At 44.3% G+C, this 23,541-nt stretch carries 21 protein-coding genes and 1 other annotated feature; of the genes, 10 read left to right on the top strand and 11 right to left on the bottom strand.

What is annotated here, in order from left to right:
• Position 1 precedes the first annotated feature (1 nt).
• Positions 2-2,035 carry an ATP-dependent DNA helicase RecG gene (recG, locus tag EIH25_RS06380; protein WP_124099848.1) on the bottom strand — a complete coding sequence of 678 codons (2,034 nt, stop codon included), beginning with the start codon at positions 2,033-2,035 and terminating at the stop codon, positions 2-4.
• Between the two features lie 271 nt (positions 2,036-2,306).
• Complete coding sequence (locus EIH25_RS12425; protein WP_164489182.1) at positions 2,307-2,447, bottom strand: hypothetical protein; 141 nt, start codon at positions 2,445-2,447, stop codon at positions 2,307-2,309.
• A 393-nt stretch (positions 2,448-2,840) separates the two neighbouring features.
• On the opposite strand from EIH25_RS12425, the gene EIH25_RS06385 reads away from it, so the two are divergent.
• The gene (locus EIH25_RS06385) at positions 2,841-3,224 is read left to right on the top strand and encodes a hypothetical protein (RefSeq protein WP_124099850.1); all 384 of its coding nucleotides are present in this window, start codon (positions 2,841-2,843) and stop codon (positions 3,222-3,224) included.
• Positions 3,225-3,308: 84 nt separating this feature from the next.
• Here the strand turns inward: EIH25_RS06385 and rbr are convergent, their stop codons facing one another.
• From rbr to EIH25_RS06405, 4 genes are all read right to left on the bottom strand, one after another.
• Positions 3,309-3,848, bottom strand: a complete 540-nt coding sequence (rbr, locus tag EIH25_RS06390; protein WP_124099852.1) for a rubrerythrin — start codon at positions 3,846-3,848, stop codon at positions 3,309-3,311.
• A 223-nt stretch (positions 3,849-4,071) separates the two neighbouring features.
• Entirely contained in the window at positions 4,072-6,054 is a 1,983-nt protein-coding gene (locus tag EIH25_RS06395; protein ID WP_124099854.1) for a DHHW family protein, read from the bottom strand.
• A gap of 17 nt (positions 6,055-6,071) precedes the next feature.
• Entirely contained in the window at positions 6,072-7,574 is a 1,503-nt protein-coding gene (locus EIH25_RS06400; protein WP_279254433.1) for an MBOAT family O-acyltransferase, read from the bottom strand.
• 160 nt (positions 7,575-7,734) lie between these two features.
• Positions 7,735-8,361 carry a hypothetical protein gene (locus EIH25_RS06405; protein WP_124099856.1) on the bottom strand — a complete coding sequence of 209 codons (627 nt, stop codon included), beginning with the start codon at positions 8,359-8,361 and terminating at the stop codon, positions 7,735-7,737.
• A 288-nt stretch (positions 8,362-8,649) separates the two neighbouring features.
• On the opposite strand from EIH25_RS06405, the gene spoIVB reads away from it, so the two are divergent.
• The gene (gene spoIVB / locus EIH25_RS06410) at positions 8,650-9,903 is read left to right on the top strand and encodes a SpoIVB peptidase (protein WP_124099858.1); all 1,254 of its coding nucleotides are present in this window, start codon (positions 8,650-8,652) and stop codon (positions 9,901-9,903) included.
• A gap of 372 nt (positions 9,904-10,275) precedes the next feature.
• The gene (spo0A, locus tag EIH25_RS06415; protein WP_124099860.1) at positions 10,276-11,058 is read left to right on the top strand and encodes a sporulation transcription factor Spo0A; all 783 of its coding nucleotides are present in this window, start codon (positions 10,276-10,278) and stop codon (positions 11,056-11,058) included.
• A 187-nt stretch (positions 11,059-11,245) separates the two neighbouring features.
• On the opposite strand, the gene rplL is transcribed toward spo0A, so the two are convergent.
• The 4 genes from rplL to rpsT all read right to left on the bottom strand — a co-directional run bounded on the left by rplL (position 11,246) and on the right by rpsT (position 13,751).
• The gene (rplL, locus tag EIH25_RS06420; protein ID WP_124099862.1) at positions 11,246-11,617 is read right to left on the bottom strand and encodes a 50S ribosomal protein L7/L12; all 372 of its coding nucleotides are present in this window, start codon (positions 11,615-11,617) and stop codon (positions 11,246-11,248) included.
• A 63-nt stretch (positions 11,618-11,680) separates the two neighbouring features.
• The gene (rplJ, locus tag EIH25_RS06425; protein ID WP_124099864.1) at positions 11,681-12,190 is read right to left on the bottom strand and encodes a 50S ribosomal protein L10; all 510 of its coding nucleotides are present in this window, start codon (positions 12,188-12,190) and stop codon (positions 11,681-11,683) included.
• A 49-nt stretch (positions 12,191-12,239) separates the two neighbouring features.
• Positions 12,240-12,372, bottom strand: a sequence feature (ribosomal protein L10 leader region).
• Positions 12,373-12,482: 110 nt separating this feature from the next.
• Entirely contained in the window at positions 12,483-13,220 is a 738-nt protein-coding gene (locus tag EIH25_RS06430) for a hypothetical protein (RefSeq protein WP_124099866.1), read from the bottom strand.
• Positions 13,221-13,496: 276 nt separating this feature from the next.
• Positions 13,497-13,751 carry a 30S ribosomal protein S20 gene (rpsT, locus tag EIH25_RS06435; RefSeq protein WP_124099868.1) on the bottom strand — a complete coding sequence of 85 codons (255 nt, stop codon included), beginning with the start codon at positions 13,749-13,751 and terminating at the stop codon, positions 13,497-13,499.
• A 293-nt stretch (positions 13,752-14,044) separates the two neighbouring features.
• Here rpsT and gpr point away from each other — a divergent pair, with 293 nt between their 5' ends.
• The 3 genes from gpr (at position 14,045) to EIH25_RS06450 (ending at position 19,706) form a co-directional block, all read left to right on the top strand.
• Positions 14,045-14,914, top strand: coding sequence for a GPR endopeptidase (gene gpr, locus EIH25_RS06440; protein ID WP_124099870.1), 870 nt, complete (start codon positions 14,045-14,047; stop codon positions 14,912-14,914).
• 277 nt (positions 14,915-15,191) lie between these two features.
• On the top strand, positions 15,192-16,631 hold the full coding sequence (locus EIH25_RS06445; RefSeq protein WP_124099872.1) for an extracellular solute-binding protein: 1,440 nt from the start codon (positions 15,192-15,194) through the stop codon (positions 16,629-16,631).
• Between the two features lie 483 nt (positions 16,632-17,114).
• A complete protein-coding gene (locus EIH25_RS06450) occupies positions 17,115-19,706 on the top strand; it encodes a cation-translocating P-type ATPase (protein ID WP_124099874.1) in 2,592 nt (863 codons plus the stop codon).
• A gap of 240 nt (positions 19,707-19,946) precedes the next feature.
• Here the strand turns inward: EIH25_RS06450 and EIH25_RS06455 are convergent, their stop codons facing one another.
• The gene (locus tag EIH25_RS06455) at positions 19,947-20,675 is read right to left on the bottom strand and encodes a hypothetical protein (protein WP_124099876.1); all 729 of its coding nucleotides are present in this window, start codon (positions 20,673-20,675) and stop codon (positions 19,947-19,949) included.
• A 490-nt stretch (positions 20,676-21,165) separates the two neighbouring features.
• Here EIH25_RS06455 and EIH25_RS06465 point away from each other — a divergent pair, with 490 nt between their 5' ends.
• The 4 genes from EIH25_RS06465 (at position 21,166) to EIH25_RS06480 (ending at position 23,513) form a co-directional block, all read left to right on the top strand.
• Positions 21,166-21,951 (top strand): AAA family ATPase, encoded by a 786-nt coding sequence (locus EIH25_RS06465; protein WP_124099878.1) that lies wholly within the window; start codon positions 21,166-21,168, stop codon positions 21,949-21,951.
• A 17-nt stretch (positions 21,952-21,968) separates the two neighbouring features.
• Positions 21,969-22,817 carry a ParB/RepB/Spo0J family partition protein gene (locus tag EIH25_RS06470; RefSeq protein ID WP_164489183.1) on the top strand — a complete coding sequence of 283 codons (849 nt, stop codon included), beginning with the start codon at positions 21,969-21,971 and terminating at the stop codon, positions 22,815-22,817.
• A 98-nt stretch (positions 22,818-22,915) separates the two neighbouring features.
• Positions 22,916-23,218, top strand: a complete 303-nt coding sequence (locus EIH25_RS06475) for a type II toxin-antitoxin system RelB/DinJ family antitoxin (protein ID WP_124099881.1) — start codon at positions 22,916-22,918, stop codon at positions 23,216-23,218.
• On the top strand, positions 23,202-23,513 hold the full coding sequence (locus EIH25_RS06480) for a type II toxin-antitoxin system RelE/ParE family toxin (RefSeq protein ID WP_124099883.1): 312 nt from the start codon (positions 23,202-23,204) through the stop codon (positions 23,511-23,513). Before EIH25_RS06475 ends, EIH25_RS06480 begins: the two co-directional genes overlap by 17 nt.
• The last annotated feature ends 28 nt before the right edge of the window (positions 23,514-23,541 follow it).

Genomic DNA, 23,541 nt, shown 5'->3' on the forward strand with positions numbered 1-23,541 from the left:
ATCAGTCGCTCGTCTTCTGTGAAAACAGCCTTTGAGCCGCTTCTCTCAGACCCTTGTTTTCAGGCGCTTCAAGATCAGGATCGCTCTCCGTTACAAGCCCCGCGGTTTTCTGAGCAAGCAACAGAATGTCGGTGTCCTGCGACATATCGGCTATCTTGAGTCTGGGCAGCCCATGCTGACGGCTCCCGAAAAAATCTCCCGGGCCGCGCAGCTTCAGATCTTCCTCGGATATTCTGAATCCGTCCGAAGTGCCGGAAAGTATCCTCAGTCTTTTCCTTATTTCCTCCGTTACATTGTCGGTTATCAGAATACAATACGACTTATGTTGTCCCCTGCCTACGCGCCCTCTGAGCTGATGAAGCTGCGACAGACCGAATCTGTCCGAATTTTCTATTACCATAACCGCCGCGTTCGGGACGTCTACTCCCACCTCCACCACAGTCGTCGATACAAGCAGGTCAATTTCTCCGTCTTTAAATCTCTGCATGACCGATTCCTTTTCAGCGGACGGAAGCCTGCCGTGCAGAAGCCCTATGGCGTAACCGCGGAAATCCTCCGCCGCAAGCTTTTCGGCATAGCTTTTTACGCTTTGAACGTCAAGCTCGCTTTCCTCTACAGCGGGACAGACTATATATCCCTGACGCCCCTCGTCAAGCCTCTCCTTCACAAATCCGAACGCCCTTTTGCGGAGCTTTCCGGTTACGGCATAGGTTTCCACAGGCTGCCTTCCCTTCGGCAGCTCCTTCAGCACGGAAAGATCCAGATCCCCGTATATCATCAGCGCAAGCGTTCTGGGGATAGGCGTCGCCGACATGACCAGACGGTGAGGATTTTCCCCCTTGGCAGCCAGCATGGCTCTCTGTTCCACGCCGAAGCGGTGCTGCTCGTCGGTAATAACAAGCCCGAGATTATTAAATTCCGTGGACTGCTGAACAAGGGCGTGAGTTCCCACTATAACCTGATATTCTCCGAACGCTATCTTCTCCTTCAGCGTTTTTTTCTGCTTTGCCGAGAGAGAGCCGGTGAGCAGGCACACCTTGATGCCAAGCTTCTCAAAAAATCCCGTCAGGGTTTCGTAATGCTGAATACTAAGTATTTCCGTAGGCGCCATAAGCGCGATCTGATATCCGTTGGCAGCCGCGAAATAAGCGGCTCCGGCAGCGGCGGCGGTCTTTCCCGAGCCAACGTCCCCCTGAATAAGTCTGTTCATAGGGTAGTCCCTGCACATATCCCCCGCGCAGTCCTCTATAGCCGCTTTCTGACCCTCCGTCAGCTCAAAGGGCAGCGAATCATAAAACCGCTTAAGGGAAACGCTGTGCATTACACAGCCCGTACGGCTGCGGTTTTTTCTTCTCAGCAGATTCATTCCAAGCTGAAGCGACAAAAGCTCGTCAAAAACCAGCCGCCGCTTGGCAATATCAAGGGAATGAGCGTCCTTTGGAAAATGAATGTTTTCATAAGCGAAATCAAGGGAGCAAAGCCCGTTTTCTTTCATTATCCACTTGGGAAGCGGTTCATATATCTTTTTGTCAAAGGAAGAAAGAGCGCTTCGGACCGCCTGTCTTACCAGCTGCTGAGAAAGCCCGTCGGTAAGAGAATACAGCGGCTGTATCTTCTCGTTGCTGTCCGCCGGTATGAACATAGGCGAATTGATCTCCTTGCGCACCATATTTCCCGTTATTCTGCCGTACAGGATATATTCGGCGCCTACCGACAGCTTATCGAACGCAAAGCCGCTGTTGTATATTATGATCGTAAGATCCGCGGTATCGTCGGTAAAAATCGCCTTGTAAACGGTAAGACCTTTTCTGATACGCGCCGGAGGAAGCTTTTTCACCACTCTGCCCTTTACCGCGCGGCTTTCATTGACGGGACAGCTTTTTATATCTGCCGTGGCCGTATAATCAATATAATCTCTGGGAAAATGGTTGAGCAGGTCGTAAACGCTGCTTATCCCCAGCTTTTGATAAAGCTCCGACCTTTTCGGTCCTACTCCTTTTAAATATGTCACAGACCTTTCAAGCTCAGCCGGCATTACGTTCCCTCCCTGCATTACTCATCAGCACAGTCGCCCTGCGCCGCGTTAAATAAATAATAGCACATTTTTATAAAAACTTCAAGCGATACCGCCTCGCGTTTCCAAAACTCACAAAAAACCCTTCGGCTAGTCGGACCGAAGGGTTTTTCGTATTGAGAAGGATATGTTCTTTAGATGCAAGAAATTCAGAGGCAAGGCTCGTGCCTTAAACACAATATTCTATAAAAGCCGCCCTCCCTCTGAATTTCCTGAATCAATTTAAAGCATATTAAACAGTATTGTCGTTTTCCAAGGCTTCTGTCTGCCGGCTGTCCTTTTCAGTCAGCTTATAATACATTTTCAACGCCGTAAGCCTTACAGCCGTTACCGAAGCAATAATAAAAACGCATAACAGCAGCACAAAGATCATAACTTTTATTTTGCTCCCTGAAGGAGCATACCTCCTTGGGATTTTTCACAGGCTTTTTCTCAAAGCCGCCGGAAGCTTTCCGCCGCCTAAAGCCTGAAGCATATTTTATATTATGCGGCGAAACGAAAGCTGTGTGCGGTTAGCAATTGCTAATCACAAGTATTATTATACACATTCCTGCGCAAAAGTCAATATCAAATTTAGCAAAACTAAAAAAACTGTATATTTGCACATATTTAAGTTATCACACGCTAACTAAAGCTGTGCATATCGCACACAATACAAAACTCCATAAAATTCATATTGACAATTGCCGCTTCAGGTTATATAATTAAGTTAGCAATAAGCAACTATATCATAAAACAGAAAGGAGCAGGGCGTAAAGCCGAAAAAATGACAGACGCACTGAAAAGATACCTGCTGGCAATATACGAATTAAGCGACGGAGGAAAGCCGGTCAAATCGGCGGAGGTTTCCAAAAAGCTCAGCGTTACAAAATCCTCGACTGCGAAAATGACAGCAAAGCTGGAGCTTCACGGGCTTATTTCAAAGCCCTATTATTCAGAAATAACCCTTACTCCAACCGGAATCGCCTGCGCGGGAAAGCTTTACACCAACAAGGTAATAATCCATGAATTTCTTTCGCGCTTCATGAAAATCGCCGAGCCGGACGCCGAAAACGACGCCGTAACCTGTATTTGCAGTCTTTCTGACAAAACAGTTGAAAGACTTGCAAGGCTCACCATTAAAAACGTTGAGAAAAGAACCCGAAAATAAAAGCGGGACCGGAAAACGCCGGACCCGCTAAGAGGAGAAAATTTATTAAAAACAAAATTGAGCCGATACCCTTTCAGTACCGCCTTAATAGTTTTCAGCCTTAACCTGAAAATACGACTGAGGATGGCTGCAAACCGGACAAATCTCCGGAGCTTTTTTTCCTACAACAATGTGTCCGCAGTTCCTGCACTCCCAGATCTGATCTCCGTCCTTGGAGAACACCAGATCTCCCTCAACGTTCTTAAGCAGCCTTCTGAAACGCTCTTCATGGGTCTTTTCGATATCCCCAACCTTCTCGAAAAGATATGCTATATGATCAAAACCCTCTTCCTTAGCTACTTTTGCAAACTCAGCGTACATATCAGTCCACTCGTAATTCTCTCCCTCCGCCGCGTCAAGCAGATTCTCAGGAGTAGAAGGAATACCGTCATGAAGCAGCTTGAACCAAATCTTAGCGTGTTCCTTTTCATTGTTTGCGGTTTCCTCAAAAAGCGCCGCTATCTGCTGATAGCCGTCCTTCTTCGCCTTGCTGGCGTAATATGTATATTTATTTCTTGCCTGTGATTCGCCTGCGAACGCAGTCATCAGATTCTGTTCCGTTCTGGAACCCTTTAACTCTGCCATAACCAAACACTCCTTTGCATAATTTTATTGTACATAGTATACCAGATAATTTGTTAATGGTCAATAAGTTTTTATAGAAATGAAATAAATTTTGCAAATATTAATTAATTTGTTTGACTTAATTATATCTGCCTGCAAAAAGGCGCCGCACGGGGCTGTCCTGAAGCCTTGTGCGGCGCCGCGCTCTTTTGGCTGTGTAAATGCTGATACACAGCTTTTTCAGTTATTTGATCAGATCCTCTTCAAGCGCCTCGATATGCGAAGGAGTATAGCAGGCCGACAGCGAAATTGAAAACAGTACGTCCGTCGCGCCGACATTCTCCATAAATTCCTTTGCGTTTATATCCATATATCTGAAATCGCAAACATAAATCTTTGAAAAGCTGTGGGTGAGGAACGGAACCAGAGCGTTTCCGTAGCTGTCCTTCATTATGACAAGCACTCTGCCGTTTTCACAGTCTGTCGTGATCTCCGTTATCTGCTCGTCCTTGTTGAGAATTGCCGAATAGCAGTTTACTCCGCTGGCGTAGTCGAAGAACAGCGAGCCCTCGTAGCCGTTTTCAAAGGCGGTATCATAATATTTTACAGTATAATCGTTATCCGGCTTGTAGTAAATAAACGTATCGGGATTTTCGTTAAGCTCCTCGTCATAGTCGCTGTAGGCGTACATCGTGCCTACAAAGCCCTCTATTTCGCATTTTTCATAGGCGCTTAAAGCAGGAAAATCAACTCCCGCCTTCTGAGCGAATACCTGAGCCGCATAATAAGCTCCTCTCGGCTGCCAGTGATGATCTGTCCTTGAATAGATATATTCGTCCGTGTGCTTTTCCAGAGCGGCGTAAACATTGCAGTCTATTACTCCGCTCAGATTCAGCCCGATATTTTCAATGCAGTCCTTCTGATCGGAAAAGGAATCCTTGAGATTATCCGGCATATAGAACGCCGACGAAAGCGGTATGCTCATGTTATACACGTTTACTCCGCCGCCCAGCGCCTCCTTATAGCTGTTTACCGCCTGAGCGTATTTTTCCCCGTTTTCAAAAATTCCGTAAAAAGCGCTCATAGCCCTTACATTTTTTCCAGAACCTGCAACTACTACATTTCCCGCCCACGCGCCGTCGTCAAGCTTCGGCTCTTCTTTCTTTTTGCTCGTTGTGGTCTTCTTTTTGGACGCCGTAGTCGTAGTTTCCGATGTTTTCTTTGTAGTAACGCTTCCCGTAAAAGCGGTCACCGTTGTGGTGGTCGCCTTTTTGTTTTCATCAAGCTGTTCTTTTTCCACAACGGAAACATCGCCTTTTATTTTAACGTCGTTTATGTGTATTCCCAGAATATCCGAAAAGACGCTGCTGAATTTTTTCAGATTTTCACGGTTCGGTATAGTATCCGTATAATACTCGGTTATTCCGCTTGTAAACTCTCCGCTGAGATACGACGATATGCTGAACTTGGGAAATTCAGCAAGATTGCGGTTTTCGGAATCTATAAATCCGCTTTCACGATGCATAACCACCAGCGCGATTCCCACACCAAATATAAGCAGTATGCAAAGCACCGAATTTATAAAATTAAACTCAAGGTCATGATCCTTATATCCTTCATTTTCCTTTTCAGCTTTGGCCGACCTGTCGCTTCCCGCATTGTCAGCTTTCGCAGGTTCTTCCTCAGCCGCCGCGCCGGACGCGGTTTTTCCTATATTTATTTCAACCGTCTGCTTAAAGCCGCTTGCCCTCGTCTGTTTATATTCCTCCGTATTGCGCTGAATATCCTGAGTACCGGGCACTCCGAAGCCCTCGTAATACTCCTTGGGAATCTTAAGCACAAAAGCTTTCTTTGCCGGCTGTCCCTTGGGCTCTTCCGCGGTTATCGGCTTGAGCGGCTTCTGAGGCGGTTCATTCCTCTCCGGCGAAGTTGGTTCATCAGCATCCTCGCCGCCGTCAAGCCATATGCTTTTTCTGACAGGTATCACAGGCTCGTCAGTCCATATGCTTTTGTTAGCTCTGCGGCGCCTTGCAACCTCCTCAAGCATTTTTTCAAATACCTCTTCGGACTCCTCGTCTGATTTTCCGTGTTTCTCCGGCTCGGAAGCTTGTTCGGTCAGACCCAGCCGTTCAAGACTTTCACGGTACGCCTGCTCCAGCTTTTCTATATTCGGCTCTTTGAAATCTCTTTTATTCTTATCTATGCTTTTATCCTTGTTGTTTTCCATATTTATACTCTCTCCAATTAAAATCTGAAATACAGAAACGGATTGTTGGTATTATTAAGCAGCAGCAGACTGCTTACCGAGAGAACGGCGATATTGCAGACAATTCCAGCCGTCCTCGCAGCATAGTGCGTTCCGGCTCTTTTCGCCGCAAGCTCTTTTATTTTGGGTATAACAGGGCAGGAAAGAATAATCGCCGCCGCAAAGAGAAAAATATTATTCATAAACAGATTATTTGTCACAGGGTCGGTCAGCTTATTTCCGTTTGCTCCCGCAAGAGCTTTAAAAAACGTGCCGAGAGCGCCGAGCTCTTCAAAATAGAAAATTCCGAAGCCTGCCGCAATAACGATTTTGCTGTAAATATGACTGACCGCCGCCGGCCACTTTTTCATGCGTTTTTTTCCTATCCACATTTCAATGCAGATAAACAGTCCGTAATAAAGTCCCCAGAAAATAAAATTCCAGCTTGCCCCATGCCACAGTCCGGTGCAGAACCATACAAGGAACAGTCCCCCGTATTTTCTTCTCTTTCCGAAAATAGGCACATACAAAAGATAATCTCTGAAAAACGAGCCTAGAGAGATATGCCATCTCTGCCAGAATTCAGTAATGTTCCTGCATACAAACGGATATCTGAAGTTTTCCTCAAAATGAAAGCCGAATATCCTGCCCAGACCGATTGCAATATCAGAATATCCCGAAAAATCGAAATAATACCACAAAGCCACAAGCGCCGTTCCGTACCATGCTCCCGCAATCGAAAGAGTCTTTATCGCCTCATAGCCGTTGTCGGCGGTTCCGAAGCAGGCGGTCACCACGCTGTTAAGGCTGTTGGCTATTACGACCTTTTTTCCTAAGCCCAGTATTATCCTCGAAAAGCCGTCGGACAGATCCTTAGCGGTTGTTTTTCTGCAATCTATCTCCGCGGCGATAGTTGAATACCTTACGATAGGCCCCGCGACCAGCTGCGGAAACATCGAAACGTAAAGCAGAAACTTAGCGAAGCTTTTCTGGGCGCTTACTTTTCCCCAATAGCAGTCCAGAGAATAGGAAATAGTCTGAAACGTATAGAAGGAAATTCCGATAGGAAGGGCAATATCAGGTACTTTCAGCGAGACGCCGAATAAGACGTTTATGTTATCGGCAAAAAATCCGCTGTATTTGAAAATTCCCAGAACTCCCAGGTCGATTATAAGCGAAAGCGCCAGAACCGCTTTAGCTCCCTTTCTTCCCCTGAAACGCTCTATAAGCAGTCCCGTCAAATAATTTATCAGAGAGTATCCTACCAGCAGGCAAAGCCACACCGGCTCGCCCCACGCATAAAAAACCAGAGAAAACACAATTAGAACAGCGTTTCTGATACCCGTTTTTCTGGTGGCGAAATAAAAAATCAGACACAGAGGCAGAAAGAAATAAATAAAAAACAAATCCGCGAAAACCACGACGACACTCCTTACAATATCAATGCCGGAAAACCAGCCGAAAGTCATACTGGCGCTGTATTTCCCCAAATTTCGATACACAATTTATTATATCACCGCCGGGTTCTGCCGTCAATAGAAATAAGTCCATAAAATCACACAGTTTTGCGCCGCAGTTTTCATGATTTTTGACATATTTTAAAACAAAAAACAACGGAGCGCTGCTCCGCTGTTCATCGCAGATAGGTTAAATTGATAAAAGTCAGTCGATTATGCTCTTTACAGGAGCGTTGTCCTTCTCCCTCTGTTCCGCGCGTTTTTTCCTGATACGCTTAACGATATATATAGCAAGCAGCGCCGCTGAAATGACCGTCATTATAATCAGAGGATAAAAATATGTCATATACGTTTTATCCAGCTTCTGGAGCTCGGCATCGGACACATAATTCAGCTCAAGCTTTTTCTGCGTTTCGGAAATTATATATTCCGCCGAGTACATAAAGCTTACCGTTCCGGCGGCGACAAAGGCAAACTGAAGTATATATCTGCTGAAAAACGCCAAAAATAATCCTGCCAGGCACAGCGCCGCTCCGATCCCCAGAAATACGGCGATCCTTTTAGGCATACCTACCATTTCGCCGGTAGCTATTCCCACAATAAATATTCCTCCGTAGTAAAACGCCGAGTATCCAAACGGTAGAATCATCAGCAGCTTTAATATGAGGGTAATTATATTATCTCCCTTTCTGGCTTTTCTTCTCAGCTTTTCTCCAGCCTTGCTGGAGCCCGCAAAAGCCTCTTCCCTTTCGGCAAGCTCCTGACGCTCCAGTTCCTTTTTAAGAATAAGCTGTTTTTCGCTTTGCGCTTTAAGTCTGTCCTTTTTTGACATAATACACCTCTGTATATGTATTAAAATATTTATACGGTATCGCCCTAATATTGTACCACACATACCCGAAAATATCAAGTCCAAGGGTAATTTTAAAGAAATCTCCCGCTCATACCCGCAGAACCTAGCTTTCTGACACCGCCATTAATAAATCCCAAAGAAACTTTTTTCAGTTCTTCCAATGAAAAATATACTTGCCTGACTCTCTGAATTAAAAACCGGACGCAGTCAACAATAAAATCATAAAGGATAAAAAACGGAATCTGAAAAAAGAAAGGAATGATCAAAATGGGCAGGTTAATAAAAAGCGCGGCAGCGGCGATCGGGATAGTTACGCTCGGAATCATGGGACTGGTCGGATTTTATTCCAGCGCGCTGCCGGATTTTTACTATGTTTCAGACGGCGGTCAGCTTACAGTCAATTCAATGTTTTCAATTTCTGCCGAATCCTCCGGACAATCGGTTCAGGCAGCAGAATCATTGGAGGGAAAAACAGAGGTGAATATTAAAAGCTCGGAGGCTTCCGTAACAAAGGTTGAGGACAAAACCTTAATGCTTTTCGGCACGATTCCGATCAAGGACGTTCAAACAGGTCAGATATCAAGGCCAAAGCTTGTTCCGTGCGGACAACCCTTCGGAATAAGACTCGTCACTGACGGCGTAATGGTCATCGACCTTGAAAAGCTGGAGGGCGGCTGTCCCGCGGCGGAATGCGGCATCAAAAAAGGAGACGTTATAATTTCCGTAAACGGAGTAAGCGTTTCCACCAACAAAGGAATAAGCGATATTATATCCGGTTCAAAGGGAAAGCCCTGCACAGTCGAGTACAGAAGCGGCAGCGATGAAAAAACCGCCACGCTTACTCCGGTCTACCACGACGGCACATACAAAGCCGGAATATGGGTAAGAGATTCTTCAGCCGGAATCGGAACGCTTACATTTTACGATCCAAGCTCGGGAGCCTTCGGAGGGCTGGGTCATCCCATCTGCGACGCCGATACAAAGCTTCCTCTGCCTCTTTCCCACGGCACTGTCGGAGAGGTGAAAATAACCGGCTTCAACAAAAGCGTAAAGGGCGACCCCGGTCAGCTGCTGGGCGAGTTTTCCTCGTCAGCGTCGGTCGGAGACATAGCTTTAAACAACGAATCAGGCGTTTTCGGAACGCTCAACGCCTCTCCCAGCGAGCATAAAGCAATAGAACTCGGCTTTCGTCAGGAGGTCCACACAGGCGAAGCGTCGATTTATACTACGATAGACGACGGAGAAACCAGAGAATATAAAATCAGCATAGAAAAGGTCGATCTCAGCGACGACGCGGAGCATGACCTGATAGTTAAGATCACCGATCCGGAGCTGCTTGAAAAAACAGGCGGTATACTTCAGGGCATGAGCGGAAGTCCCATTATTCAGGACGGAAGGCTGGTAGGAGCGGTAACCCACGTATTTATTGACGACCCTCAGCAGGGCTACGGAATATTTGCCGACTCAATGTACAGCAATTCGTCAAAATGCTCAAAGACGGAGCTTGGACTTGCAGGCTGACAACCGCGCAACAGCGTGAAATCCCTCAAATCTTATCATTTTCTGAAGTTAGAATTTTGTCGGTTAATACTATACCATGTCTTATAAACAAGAATTATTAATTATTGTTATATTTCTTGCTGATTAGTTGTTATTTTTGCACAAAGCAGTCGATAAAAAATTGACGTTTTTTCTAAAAAAGTATTGATTTTTATATTTACCTGTGCTAAAATATTTCTAGTGAAGAAATAACTCAGCTGATATTTTCTTGTAAAGTTCCTAGATAACGGCACTGAGCATTCTGTATTTACAAAATAGTCGACGATTTTATTTTACAGCAATGCAGTTGACCCAAGCTTTAATCTGACATTTAAATTTACGGAGGAAATAATTATGACAAACAAAATCAAGATTCTTATCGGTGACGATTCCGCTCAGTACGGAGTAAGCTGCGCTTCTGCCCTCAGATCAATGGGCTTCTTTGTGATCACCCGCCCCAAAGACGGTCTTACTATTTTTGACGCCATCAAAAACGAAGTTCCGGACGTGGTTATCATAGAAGCGGTAATGCCGAATCTGGACGCTATCGAGCTTATAAAGAAGCTTCAGGCTTCTTCCTATAAAAAGCCGTTGTTTATTGTTACCAGCGCTTATGAAAATTCATTCATCGAACAGCAGGTAATGACCGCGGGCGCGGCATATTTTATGCTTAAGCCTTTCGACGTAAAAATTCTCGGAGAGCGCATAAAAGCCATGCTGGACATCGACACCGATATCGTTTCCGATATGTCCTTTTCAAGAGCAAAGTCCAATCCTAATCTGGAGATCATAGTTACCGACATTATCCATCAGATCGGAGTTCCCGCCCACATCAAAGGCTATCATTATCTGAGAGAAGCGATAATTCAGTCGGTCAATGACAAGGAAATGCTTGAGAGCGTTACAAAGCTATTATATCCCGCGGTTGCTAAAAAATTCAGCACGACGCCGTCAAGAGTTGAGCGCGCCATCAGACACGCGATTGAAATCGCATGGGACAGAGGCGATATTGACACTCTCAACAGCTTTTTCGGCTACACTGTAAACACCGGAAAAGGAAAGCCTACAAATTCCGAGTTTATCGCGCTTATCACGGATAAGATATGCCTGAAATATAAAACCACCATGCCGGCATAAGCTATACGAGCTAACGCAAAACGGGCGACTGACAGCCGTTTCCGCAGATAATTCCGCGGGAACGAGTATCAATCGCCCGTTATTTTTGATTTTTCAGAATTTAGAAATCAGCCTGGCAAAGCCGACCCATGCAACAAAAAAGGGACGGAATAACCGTCCCTTGATCTGCAATATTCAAACTGCCGAATTACTTAAGCTCAACAGTAGCGCCGGCATCCTCAAGCTTAGCCTTGATCTCCTCAGCGTCAGCCTTGGAAACGCCTTCCTTGATAGCCTTAGGAGCGCCCTCAACAAGCTCCTTGGATTCCTTAAGACCAAGACCTGTGATCTCCTTAACAGCCTTGATTACAGCCATCTTAGCGTCGCCGAAGGAAGCGAGAACTACATCGAACTCAGTCTTCTCCTCAGCAGCAGCGCCTGCGCCGCCGGCAGCAGGAGCGGCAGCAACAGCGGCTGTTACGCCGAATTCTTCCTGAATAGCGTCAACGAGCTCGGCAAGCTCGAGAACGGAAAGAGTCTTGATATCTTCTACAAATTTCATAATCTTCTCTGAAGCCATGATAATAATCTCCTTTTTAATTTAAAATTTCCGGGAATATTCCCCTAGCCTACGCCGCGCAAATCAAGCGGCGTCGTTCTCCTTGTCCACAACAGCCTGCAATGTAGCGGCAAGCTTCTGGATAGGACCCTGGAGCGAACCGACAAGCTGAGCGAGCAGCACTTCTCTTGAAGGGATCTTCGAAAGAGCCTTTACGCCTGCCTCGTCGTAGATTTCCTCACCGATAAATCCGGCTTTAAGGTTGAACTTTTCACCGTTGCAGCTCTCGGAGAATTTTCCGAGAATTCTTGCAGGAGCAGTCTGATCCTCACTGGAAACGGCGATAGCCGTCGTACCCTCCAGAACGTTTGTAAGTCCTGAAAGACCAGCGTTATCCATTGCGAAACGAAGCATTGTGTTCTTTTCTACAAAATAGGTTACGCCTGCCTCACGCAGCTCCTTACGAAGCTTTGTATCCTCCTCAACGGTAATTCCTCTGTAGTCAACGAGTACGCCGGCCGCGGAATTCTTGAGAAGCTCGGTCAGCTTTTCAACCTTTTCCTGCTTTGCGAGCAGAACCTTTTCACTTGGCATGATAATTTCACCTCTTTGAATCGCCGTAAAAACGACGTATATTCGCAGCGCACTAAAAAGAAAAGTTCCTTTCGTCAAAAGACAAAAGGAACGTATAAGCAAAACTATTATTTGCTATTCCTCCTCGGTCGGACTTCCGCTTTCCAGCCGCCGACTGTCTTTAGATACGAATGCAAAAAATATTATATCAAATTAAAATCAGACTGTCAATAGATTTTCAAAAACAAATATTAATTTTTTGTAAATTAAAAGCGGCGGTGGAAAATTTCGCTGCGCCGCCTTATTTAAAGCTTCAAGCCGATTTTTCTTTCTTAACGCTTTCCTTTTTCTTTTTTCTCTTCCTGTTTTTCTTTATAAGCATAAGCGGATCTCCCAGGCGTTCCTTTGCCGCCTCGGTATTGACAGCCGGCTCGGAGATATTGTCACTGTGCATAGTCAGGCTGGACATTTCCTGCATAAGCATATTTTTTTCAAAGCAGTCCACAGCCTCCTCGCAGGTTGAGGCTTCTCCGCTTTCAAGATAAGACCTTATCTGCCCTATATTTTTCATATAGTCAAGGGACATGAAGTCCACGCGCTTTTCAAGCTCCCTGTAATAATCCTCCTTCTGACGCACCAGCTGACCGTCCCTGATATCAAGCAGCTCCAGCTGCTCGCCGATACCCTCGTTGACCTCCGCCTGACGCTTCTTTGCCTCCGAAAGCCGGAAGTGCTGAAGGCATACGCCGAAAACCGCCAGAAGAACAAACGCCGACGCTCCGCCTATCGCGGAAATAAACAGCATATCCAAGCCCAGAAGCCCAGTCATGACTCCGAATACCAACGCGCCCGCGGCAAAGCAAAGACCCACGGATTTCAGTCTTTTGGCTTTCAGATTGAAATTCTTTTCAACATAAGCGTTGTCATGTATATATGTTTTCAGATATTCGCTGTTTTCCTTGTTTATTCTTATAGCGTCCTCAAATTCATAGTAACGCGCGAAATAGTTTTCCGCCTGATCGATTTTTTCAAGCTCAGTCATTTCAGCCATATTCATTACCTCTCCGAAATTGTTTCGCTTATAAACATTTCCATTTTCTTTTGCTAAGTATATCATATTTATATATAAAAGTCAATAAGATCGGCGCAATTTTTATATAAAATATTTAAGAAATAAACCCTTTATTCTGAATGTCAGACTGAAAACTCCGCAGACGCTATAACTGCGGCGAAAAATTTTCGTAAAATATTTCGCTTATAATAAAATTATTTATAAATTTTATAACAATAAAAAAGAGCTGCCGAAGCAGCTCCTGATTTGCGGAAATTAAGCGTTAAGCGACTTAGCAAGCTGGGACTTCTTTCTTGCAGCCTTATTCTTGTGCAGAATTCCCTTTGTGCAAGCCATATCAACCTTCTTAATAGCAGCCTTGACAACCTCCGCCTTGTTGTCAGCGTTCTCGGCAACAGCGGCGTCAGCTTTTTTCAGAGCTGTTTTAAGATCAGATTTGATCATCTTGTTCTTCAGCGTTTTTGCTTCAATAACCTTAACTCTCTTCTTTGCGGACTTAATGTTCGGCATATCGGCACCTCCCTCATTCATTGTATAATTTTGCACTTATTCGGATAAACTAACTGCACGACTGAGAGGAAAATGCAGCAGTCATTTAAACAAGCCTTGTGATTTAGTATAACACAAACCAAATTAAAATGCAAGGGCTTTTAACAAAAATTTTCACCGATTCAGGCACAAAAAATTGTGCATTATGCAGAAATACTGTTATTTATGCCGGACGAAAACGGCTCGCCGCCTCTCTGACCGTTCAAAAACCGTATATGTCTGTATACATATTATAATGAAAGGCAGGAATTTATATGTCGCTCCGCACAGACTTAGCGCTTGAATCAGCCCAGCAGGTATCGCTGCAAACACAGCTTGAGGGAGTTTCCCAGCTCAGGAGAAGCTATGAAAGCATAAAGCTTGAGGTAACGGAAATAACGGTCGAAAGCGAAAAAGCCGCGCGCCTTTTAAATAAGCCGGCGGGCAGATATATAACCGTCGAAAGCGCCGACGGCCATTTTTCCTCATACAGCGATTTTTTTGACGGAAGAGTAAAATGCATTGCAAACGAGATCAAAAGACTCTGCGAAATTCCGGAAAGAGTGCTGGTAGTCGGTCTCGGAAACAGAGCGATTACTCCCGACAGCCTGGGACCGTGCGCGGCGGAAAAGATTTTTGCCACAAGACATATCAAGAAGCTTGCAAAGGATCTTGATACCTCCGACCTGTCCGACGTCGCGGTGCTCACAACCGGAGTAATGGCGCAGACGGGCGTTGAATCCTCGGCTTCCGTCAGGGCGGTCTGCAATGAGATATCTCCCCAGCTGGTGATCGTTATAGACGCTCTTGCCTGCTCGGAGCTGAGCCACCTCGGAACTACCGTGCAGCTGTGCAATACCGGAATATCTCCGGGAAGCGGCGTTGAAAACGCGCGGAAGGAGCTTTCCGAAAAAACTCTGGGAATCCCGTGCGTCGCCGTAGGAGTGCCTACCGTTACGGATATGGCTACCATCGCGCAGGCGGCGTCTTTGGACCCGCTGCCGAAAGAATTCCAGGGCATGATCGTAACCCCCAAAACCATCGACAATCTTATCCGCAGGACCTCCGCCATGATCGCGGCTTCTGTCAACAAAGCTCTTCATCCTACTCTGACGTTCGAGGAAATACAGTCATTGATAATGTAAATACTGAATTCAGACCGTTTTCAATCCGGTAAATTTTTTGTGAATTAATTTGAAATCGTTTCCGAAAACGTTTTCTGAAAACGTAACCATATATTTTTCTATGATTCTTTTGTCATTATCCACAAAAATCCAAGCCATTTATATTGCAAGTTGCTGATTGACTAAAAATAATTGTTTTGTTATTATTGAAATAGACGAAATATCTATGTATATATTTGCGTATAATATAGTGTTTTGTGCAGGACAATGGGTCCATATTTTAAGGAGGTATTTTTTAATGAAATTGGCAAAAAAAATTATGGCTGCTGCGCTTGCGCTGACAATGGCCGCCGGTATGGCTGCCTGCGGTGATAAGGAAGATTCTTCTAACGGCAGCTCTGTTGCTCCCGGCAAGGATCTTGACGACAGCCAGAAGCAGATAGTAGACGCTCACGCAGGCGAACTTCCCGACAAGGAATTGTCAAACAAAACGATCACATGGATGGCTCACTATGATATCAACCCGACCGAAGGAAAAGTAAAGTCTCCTGCAATTCAGCTTTTTGAGACGAAATACGGCGGTCAGATAGCATATAAGCAGACAACATGGGAAAACCGCTATAATGATCTTGCCGCGGCTGTAATGGCTAATGAATCTCCGGATTTCTTCCCTGCCGACGATATGGACACATTCCCCAAAGGCGCTATCAAGGCGATGTTCCAGCCTGTCGACGATTATATCGATCTCGATTCCGAGCTGTGGGCGGCTTCAAAGAGCGTCTGCGACTCTTTTATGTTTAATGGAAAGCATTACATAGCCGCAATCGAGGCTCAGCCTACATATGCCTGTGTTTACAACAGAACTACAATAAATGAAAACGGTTACGACGATCCTGCTGAGCTGTTTGCAAACGGAGAGTGGGATTGGGATATATTTACCGAGATGTGCCTTGATTTCACCGACCCGGATCAGGATAAATACGCTCTCGACGGCTACTGGTACAACAAGGCTCTTTCCGAAACCAGCGGCGTTCCTATGATAGGTCTTGAGGACGGAAAGCTTGTTCAGAATATGTCTGATCCCGCGATAGAAAAGGTTCAGGAAAGAATGTACAATCTCCAGAAAAACGGCGTTGTATTCCCGCGTTCCGAAAACAACTGGAAGACTAGAGGCGACGGCGCCAACGGCGAAGGTCTCGGCTCTTATCTGACGCTGTTTGTTCCTATCGGACTTTACGCTATTGAGTGTCCTCCTGAGTCCTGCACGCCTTTCGGCGACATTGAAGCAGGCGAGGTAATGTTTGTTCCTATGCCTAAGGATCCGGATTCGGATACTACCTACATTTCCGCCAGAGTTCACGGCTATGTTATCTGCACAGGCGCGCCTAATCCCGAGGGAGTAGCGGCATACCTTGACTGCGAGCAGGTTACAAATCAGGCCGAGGATATCAAGCAGATCACAACCGATACACTTAAAAACGAGTATAAGTGGACTGATGAAATGATCGAAATGCGTGAAACGCTTTACCAGATGGCGGCAGAAACTCCTGTATTCGATCTTCAGGACGGCGTTTCAGACGATCTTTCCTCTCTTATGATGACTGTTTCTCAGGCAACAATGATTTCCGGCGGCGGAGAAACCACATGGGCAGCCTGCCGTTCAGAAAACGAAGTTGCTGTTGAGTATCTTATCAATGAAGCAAACACCAGCATTTCCGCAATTCCTACCGAGGACTAATAAAACCATTTCCAAGGAGCCGCAGCCGATTCTGCGGCTCTTTTTTTGCGCATTAAGTATTACAGCCGGAAAACACCGGCGGAACAGGAAAGGGCTCAGAAATTTTTTGTCTGCCTGTATGTATCATGTTCCGAATACCGCTGAGCCCGATTTTTATAAAGTTATTTTTTATAAAACACTATTGACAAAATCAAACGGTTACTATATAATAATAAAGTAAAAGAGAGTAGCTGGCGGAATTTTTTATAAAAAATTCTGTTTATGTTTGCGTCAATACGGTCGGTCTGCCGACCCGCTGCATATCTAAACAGCGAGACTTTTATTGAAATAATTGCGCTGCGCAGTTTTTCCAATAAACGTCTCGTTTTTTTATGCGGAAACTGCGCTGACATCTGTCCGTCAATAAATTGCCCTGCCGCGACTATTCGGCAGTTTTACGGGAAAAATATTACCGGCGGATCAATATTGAAAGGAATGTTGTTAATGAGCGAACGCTATCGCCAGAAACCGGAAGAGCTTTATTCGGAGTTCGGTTCCTCCGAAAACGGTCTTACCTCTCAGCAGGCAGAAAAAAACTCTGAAAAGTACGGAAAAAATCAGATCTCAGAGGGCAGGAAAAAAAGCACCCTGGTTATTTTTCTGGAACAGTTCAAGGACTTTCTTGTAATAATACTTATAATTGCCGCAGTTGTATCCGCCTGCATGGGGGACGCTGAAAGTACGATAGTTATTCTGGTAGTTATAACCATGAACGCGATACTCGGCACCGTTCAGACCCTTAAAGCCGAAAAGTCCCTCAGCAATCTGAAAAAGCTATCCTCTCCCAACGCTAAGGTAATGAGAAACGGCGAGGCTGTAATTATTCCTTCCGAGGAAGTTACCGTAGGCGACATCGTACTTATTGAAGCGGGAGATCAGATACCTGCGGACGGACGTCTTATTGAATGTGCTTCCGTTCAAGTAAACGAAAGCGCTCTTACTGGCGAAAGCCTGAACATTGACAAAAGCGTTGAGGATATCGACAGGGAATGTCCTCTGGGCGACCGGGTTAATATGGTCTTTTCAGGCAGCTTTGTTACCTACGGACGCGGAAAGTTTATTGTTACCGACATAGGCATGAATACCGAGGTCGGCAAGATCGCCTCTCTTATCCAGAACGCTGAGGAAAGAAAAACTCCCCTGCAAAATTCACTGGATTCTTTCGGCAAAAAGCTGTCTATTGCGATCCTTATAATATGCGCTCTTGTTTTCGGACTGAGCCTTATTCAGGCAGATAAGATAAACTCCGGCGAGGTTATGAACTCGCTGATGTTCGCGATAGCCCTTGCCGTTGCGGCCATTCCCGAAGCGTTAAGCTCTATAGTAACGATAGTGCTTTCCTTCGGCACGCAGAAAATGTCCCGAGAAAACGCGATCATCCGCAAGCTTCAGGCGGTGGAAGGGCTAGGCTCGGTGTCCGTCATCTGCTCCGACAAAACAGGTACTCTCACCCAGAACAAGATGACTGTAAGAAAAATCGTAGTAGACGGTCATATAATTTCCGCTGAGGACTCCGACCCGGAAACTGCCGAAGAAAAAAATCTCATGATCGCTTCAGTTCTGTGCAACGATTCCCAGTGCAAGGACGGGGTTGAGATCGGAGATCCGACCGAGACCGCGCTTATAAACTTCGCCGCTTCCAAAGGTCTGAGCTACGCCAAGATAAGAGAAAATTTCCCGAGGGTCAGCGAAATACCCTTTGATTCCGACAGAAAGCTTATGTCTACCCTGAACGTTGTAAACGGAGAGAATATAATGTTTACAAAGGGCGCGGCAGACGTTCTGACGGACAGAATGACCTGCTCTCATGAAACAAAGGAGCAGATAAAGTCTCAGGTATCGGAGCTTTCCGCTCAGGGACTCAGGATTCTCTGCTTCGCTTCCAAAAAGTACAACGCCGCTGACATAACGGTTGAGGACGAGTACGAGCTTGATTTTATAGGGCTTATCGCGATGATGGATCCGCCGAGAGCCGAATCCAAGCAGGCTGTAGAGGAATGTAAGACGGCGGGAATAAAGCCCGTCATGATCACAGGCGACCATATCGTAACCGCGTCGGCTATAGCTAAGGAGATCGGTATCCTCAGCGATTATTCAGAGGCGGTCGAGGGCTCGGCACTCGACGGGCTCACAGACGAGCAGCTGGTCGATTTTGTCAAGGATAAATCCGTTTACGCCAGAGTTACTCCGGAGCATAAGATCAGAATAGTAAAGGCATGGCAGAGCAACGACAAGATAGTTGCCATGACCGGCGACGGAGTAAACGACGCTCCCGCTCTCAAGCAGGCCGACGTAGGAGTAGCTATGGGAATCACGGGAACAGAGGTTTCTAAGGACGCCGCTTCCATGGTTCTTGCAGACGATAATTTCGCTACTATAATCAAAGCCGTCAAAAACGGAAGAAATATCTATGAGAACATTAAAAAAGCTATTCTTTTCCTGCTTTCCGGCAACCTTGCGGGAATCATTACGGTTCTGTTCTGCTCTCTGTGCGCTCTGCCGGTTCCGTTCGCGGCTATACACCTGCTGTTTATCAACCTTCTTACCGATTCGCTTCCTGCCATTGCTCTGGGACTTGAGCCTCACACCGACAACGTTATGAAGCAGAAGCCCCGCCGCGCAGGAGAAACTATTCTTACAAAGCCATTTATGCTGAGAATAGGCTATTCCGGATTGGTTATAAGCATCGCGACCATTGCGGCGTTCCTGCTGGGCAATCATTATTCGGGCGCCGGAGCCGCAAGCACCATGGCGTTTGCAACTCTTTGTATGTCAAGGCTTTTCCATGGCTTCAGCTGCAAGGACGACGAGCCTGTTATTTTCACCGGAAGAATGTTCAATAACTCGTTCGGAATACTTGCGTTTGTCATTGGAATGATCCTTATAAACTGCGTGCTTCTTATCCCTGCCCTATCGGGATTATTCAAGGTCGTAAAGCTCACAGGCGGACTTCTTGCCGCGACCTACGGATTAAGCTTCGGCTCTATGATAATAATACAGATCATTAAAGCAGTGTTTTACAGGATAAAAAAATAACCGCTTATGAGGCAGTAATTTTAGTTGAGGCACAGAAATTTATTTGGTGATATTTTGAAAAGGCGTCTGTTAAAAGTAAGAGCAAAACACTTTAAACGGTGATTCAGACAATGAAAATAACAATTGAGGGCATTATCCCTGAATGCAGCAGTCCGTTTATTTTTATGCGAATTATATATTATATCAAACAAGATAAAAATACCGCTCTGCCAACAAAACAGAGCGGTAAACAAAATAAGCTCATATAATATTAACTGTATAAGGCAGCCGCATAGCTTCCACCTGCTGTTTTACAGTCGTCACATCGTCATCACCGACAAATAAATACATTTCTTTAACCGAATCCAATTCGTCAAGAATTGAAAAATCCGTATCGCCGTCAATTGGAACGTTCACTATAAGGTACTCTGCATTATTAAAATATGCTATATCTGAAAAGGATAGTGAATCTTCATTCAATGAAGTTATCCGTATGCAGCTGAAATCATCAAGTTTTTCTTTGTTTTTACCCATATTATATATGTTGCTGAAGGATACATAATTCGCGTCCATACCATATACTATTTCTACGGTAATTCCATTAAAATCATTAATTTCACATTGCGGATTATCAGATAGATATTGTGAAACATATGAAGAAACTGCAATGGAATCCTCAATCCATTGATCTTTATCTTTTTCCTGAATTTCTAACCTGACAGAATAGTTTTCTTTTACATCATTTTTAGAGGGACTGTGCAGCGGCGAAATGCTGTCTATTTCTACATTTTCAAATTCGTTGATAACATTACTCCATAAATCGCCTCCGCAGAATTCATCCACATTCTTTTTGTCTATTGCGGGATATATCGGTATCAATCCTTTAAAAAATAAAATACAAAAAACACAAAAAGCGATTATACACAATAGGGCAATTGAACCGATTATTCTTATTATAACAGCTTTTAATGAAAGTTTTGCGGTTTTCATAATTTTATTTCAGTTGCTCCTTTTCACCTGCGCATAAATCATCGCTGCGTTCAGCGCGTATTCAGTTCCTTCACTGTTGTGAATTTTCGAAAAAAAAGCAACGCAGCTTGGACTTTAAGGTTCAAACTGCGTTAGGGTTCTCAATATGGCGCGCTGCAAGGGACTCGAACCCCTGACCTACTGGTTCGTAGCCAGTCACTCTATCCAGCACTAAGTATAAATTAATACTTTATAATAATTCAAGTAATTTAAGATAAATATTTTGGGAAATGAGGTAAACCATATGAAAATATCAATAACAATTGACGTTGAATATAAAATTTGAAATATCATGAACTGTGCCGGTGATCCTGATCGCCGGCATACTTGATGATATATTATCATCAGCATAGACAAGGTCGCTCCTTGAGCAGCAGGTTAAGTGTTCTTCCCTGCTGCTTTTTCTATGCCAAAACTGAAGAACACAAAGAATTTGAAAGGACTTGATCTTATGAAGAACACAAAAGTAATCGCAATCGCCAACCAGAAAGGCGGAGTAGGAAAAACAACAACTGCCGTTAATCTGGGAGCCGCTCTGGGAATGAAAGGATATAAAGTCTTGCTTATAGACCTCGATCCGCAGGGAAATCTGAGCAGCTACTTAGGATATGAATATTCAGCAGATCAGATAACAATTACAGAACTTATGCTGTCTGTAGTCCACAACTCCTTTTTTGACATTTATAAATCAATATGTAACAGTGAAGCAAATCATGTTGACTACATTCCGGCTGACATTAACTTGTCTTCAGCTGAGCTTTTTTTAGCTCAGACCTTGAGCCGTGAAACAGTTTTGAAAAGAATATTGATGAAAGAAAATCTTGAGTACGATTATATTATTATTGATTGCTTGCCTTCGCTAGGAATTTTACTGATGAACGCTTTAGCTGCGGCAGATAGTCTGGTAGTTCCGGTGCAGGCTCAAAAATTTGCTTTAGACGGGATAAATCTTTTGCTTGACGTGACTCAGCAGGTGCAGCAAACCCTCAATCCTCAGCTGAAGCTTGCAGGAGTAGTTGTTACAATGGCCGATAACACAAATATGTCAAAAGCTGTTATCAAACAGCTTAAACACCAATTTAACGATAAGCTGTTTTCAACGCGCATAAGCAAATCAGTTTCTGCTACATATAGCACATATACAGAAAAAGCTCTCGTGCTTTACAAAAATAAATTAGGCGAAGAATATAAGTCGCTTGCAAATGAAATTGAAAGTGCGACATTATGTCGCATTTGATGAAGGAAGTGTTTGCAATGAAAATAGATTTCTCAAAAGAAAGTAAACCACGCGCAAGCTTTTCAAGCTTTGAAACACTTTTTGAAAACGAGAATATCAAACAGCTTCCTGTAGATTTGCTTATCCCATTTGAAGATCAGCCTTTTAAGCTATATCATGCTGAAAAGCTTGCGGAACTTGCGGCGGATATTAAAGAGAACGGCATTCTGTCGCCAGTGATCGTGCGGCCTTTTAACACAAAATATCAGATCCTGTCGGGTCATAATCGAACAAATGCCGGAAAGCTTGCAGGACTTAATACAATTCCTTGCATTATCAAAGACTGTGACGAGCGAACCGCAAAACTTATCATGGTTAATTCAAACCTGATCCAGCGAGAGGAATTGCTGCCATCGGAACGTGCTTACGCATATAAAATTCAGAAGGAGTGTTCAAGCGTAAAAAGCATAGCGCTTAAAGAATCCCAGGACAGACGTCAGATTCAGCGATATATACGGCTTACATATCTCATCAAACCTTTGCTTGAAAAAGTTGACTGTGGTGAAATAACCTTTGTGGCAGGCGTTAATCTTTCGTATCTTTCACAATTAAATCAGCAATTTCTCACTGAGTTTATAGATGAGAATGAATATAAGGTTACACCTAAAATTTCACAAATCTTAAAACTCAAATGCCAAGACTTTAATTTAACCGAAGATTTTCTTTTTTCAATTTTTAATCCTAATAAAATTGAAAAGAAGAAGATAACTTTTAAAAGAGAGGATTTTTCAAAATATTTTTCCGACACCCTAGAGCCTGATAAGATAAAAGAAAGCATACTCAACATTTTAGACGAATATTTTAAAAATCATAAAAACACGACATAATGTTGCATTATGTATAATTGATATGTGCGCACAATGTATTGACAACAGCTTGATATAATGATATAATAAAAGTAACAAAACCAAAGGAGCTGTTAGTTATGGAAAAAACAACGATCAACGTTCGGATTAATAAGCAGGATAAGGATAATGCAAAAATGATCTTTGACAGTCTGGGTCTTGATATGTCAACGGCAATAAATATGTTTATCCGCCAGACGATCATTGAAAACGGACTTCCGTTCAGACCTACCCTCGACGCGCCGCAAAGACTTCAGGCAGCCAGCTACAGTGAACTGCTTGAAAAGCTTGCCGAGGGAGAGCGTTCTTTAAAAGAGGGAAATACGGCGCCGGCAGATGAATTTTTGAAAAAAATGAGTGACAAGTATGATTTCAAATTATGAAGTAGTAATTTCTGATGAAGCGCAGAAAGACATTGACTGCTTGTTTGAATATATCTGCAATGCTTTAACCGCAGAAAAAGCCGCTAAACGAATAGTTCAGCAAATAAGCAGATCAATTTTAGGACTGAGCAGTTTTCCGCAGAAAGGTGTAGAAACAAGAATTAAAGCATATGACGGAAGCAATTACCGGAAGCTGATCGTAGATAAGTATATTGTTTTCTACTTAGTTTACGATGAAATGAAAACCGTTAAGATCGTAAGGGTTATAGACGGAAGAACAAATTATAATATGTAGAGAAAAGGCGATTGAATTATCAGTCGTC

It is taken from the genome of Ruminococcus sp. Marseille-P6503, assembly GCF_900604945.1.
GTDB lineage: Bacteria > Bacillota > Clostridia > Oscillospirales > Ruminococcaceae > FB2012.

Coding starts and splice junctions, on each gene's coding strand:
- recG (WP_124099848.1), bottom strand. CDS start 2,035: ATGCCGGCTGAGCTTGAAAGGTCTGTGACATATTTAAAAGGAGTAGGA.
- EIH25_RS12425 (WP_164489182.1), bottom strand. CDS start 2,447: ATGATCTTTGTGCTGCTGTTATGCGTTTTTATTATTGCTTCGGTAACG.
- EIH25_RS06385 (WP_124099850.1), top strand. CDS start 2,841: ATGACAGACGCACTGAAAAGATACCTGCTGGCAATATACGAATTAAGC.
- rbr (WP_124099852.1), bottom strand. CDS start 3,848: ATGGCAGAGTTAAAGGGTTCCAGAACGGAACAGAATCTGATGACTGCG.
- EIH25_RS06395 (WP_124099854.1), bottom strand. CDS start 6,054: ATGGAAAACAACAAGGATAAAAGCATAGATAAGAATAAAAGAGATTTC.
- EIH25_RS06405 (WP_124099856.1), bottom strand. CDS start 8,361: ATGTCAAAAAAGGACAGACTTAAAGCGCAAAGCGAAAAACAGCTTATT.
- spoIVB (WP_124099858.1), top strand. CDS start 8,650: ATGGGCAGGTTAATAAAAAGCGCGGCAGCGGCGATCGGGATAGTTACG.
- spo0A (WP_124099860.1), top strand. CDS start 10,276: ATGACAAACAAAATCAAGATTCTTATCGGTGACGATTCCGCTCAGTAC.
- rplL (WP_124099862.1), bottom strand. CDS start 11,617: ATGGCTTCAGAGAAGATTATGAAATTTGTAGAAGATATCAAGACTCTT.
- rplJ (WP_124099864.1), bottom strand. CDS start 12,190: ATGCCAAGTGAAAAGGTTCTGCTCGCAAAGCAGGAAAAGGTTGAAAAG.
- EIH25_RS06430 (WP_124099866.1), bottom strand. CDS start 13,220: ATGGCTGAAATGACTGAGCTTGAAAAAATCGATCAGGCGGAAAACTAT.
- rpsT (WP_124099868.1), bottom strand. CDS start 13,751: ATGCCGAACATTAAGTCCGCAAAGAAGAGAGTTAAGGTTATTGAAGCA.
- gpr (WP_124099870.1), top strand. CDS start 14,045: ATGTCGCTCCGCACAGACTTAGCGCTTGAATCAGCCCAGCAGGTATCG.
- EIH25_RS06445 (WP_124099872.1), top strand. CDS start 15,192: ATGAAATTGGCAAAAAAAATTATGGCTGCTGCGCTTGCGCTGACAATG.
- EIH25_RS06450 (WP_124099874.1), top strand. CDS start 17,115: ATGAGCGAACGCTATCGCCAGAAACCGGAAGAGCTTTATTCGGAGTTC.
- EIH25_RS06455 (WP_124099876.1), bottom strand. CDS start 20,675: ATGAAAACCGCAAAACTTTCATTAAAAGCTGTTATAATAAGAATAATC.
- EIH25_RS06465 (WP_124099878.1), top strand. CDS start 21,166: ATGAAGAACACAAAAGTAATCGCAATCGCCAACCAGAAAGGCGGAGTA.
- EIH25_RS06470 (WP_164489183.1), top strand. CDS start 21,969: ATGAAAATAGATTTCTCAAAAGAAAGTAAACCACGCGCAAGCTTTTCA.
- EIH25_RS06475 (WP_124099881.1), top strand. CDS start 22,916: ATGGAAAAAACAACGATCAACGTTCGGATTAATAAGCAGGATAAGGAT.
- EIH25_RS06480 (WP_124099883.1), top strand. CDS start 23,202: ATGATTTCAAATTATGAAGTAGTAATTTCTGATGAAGCGCAGAAAGAC.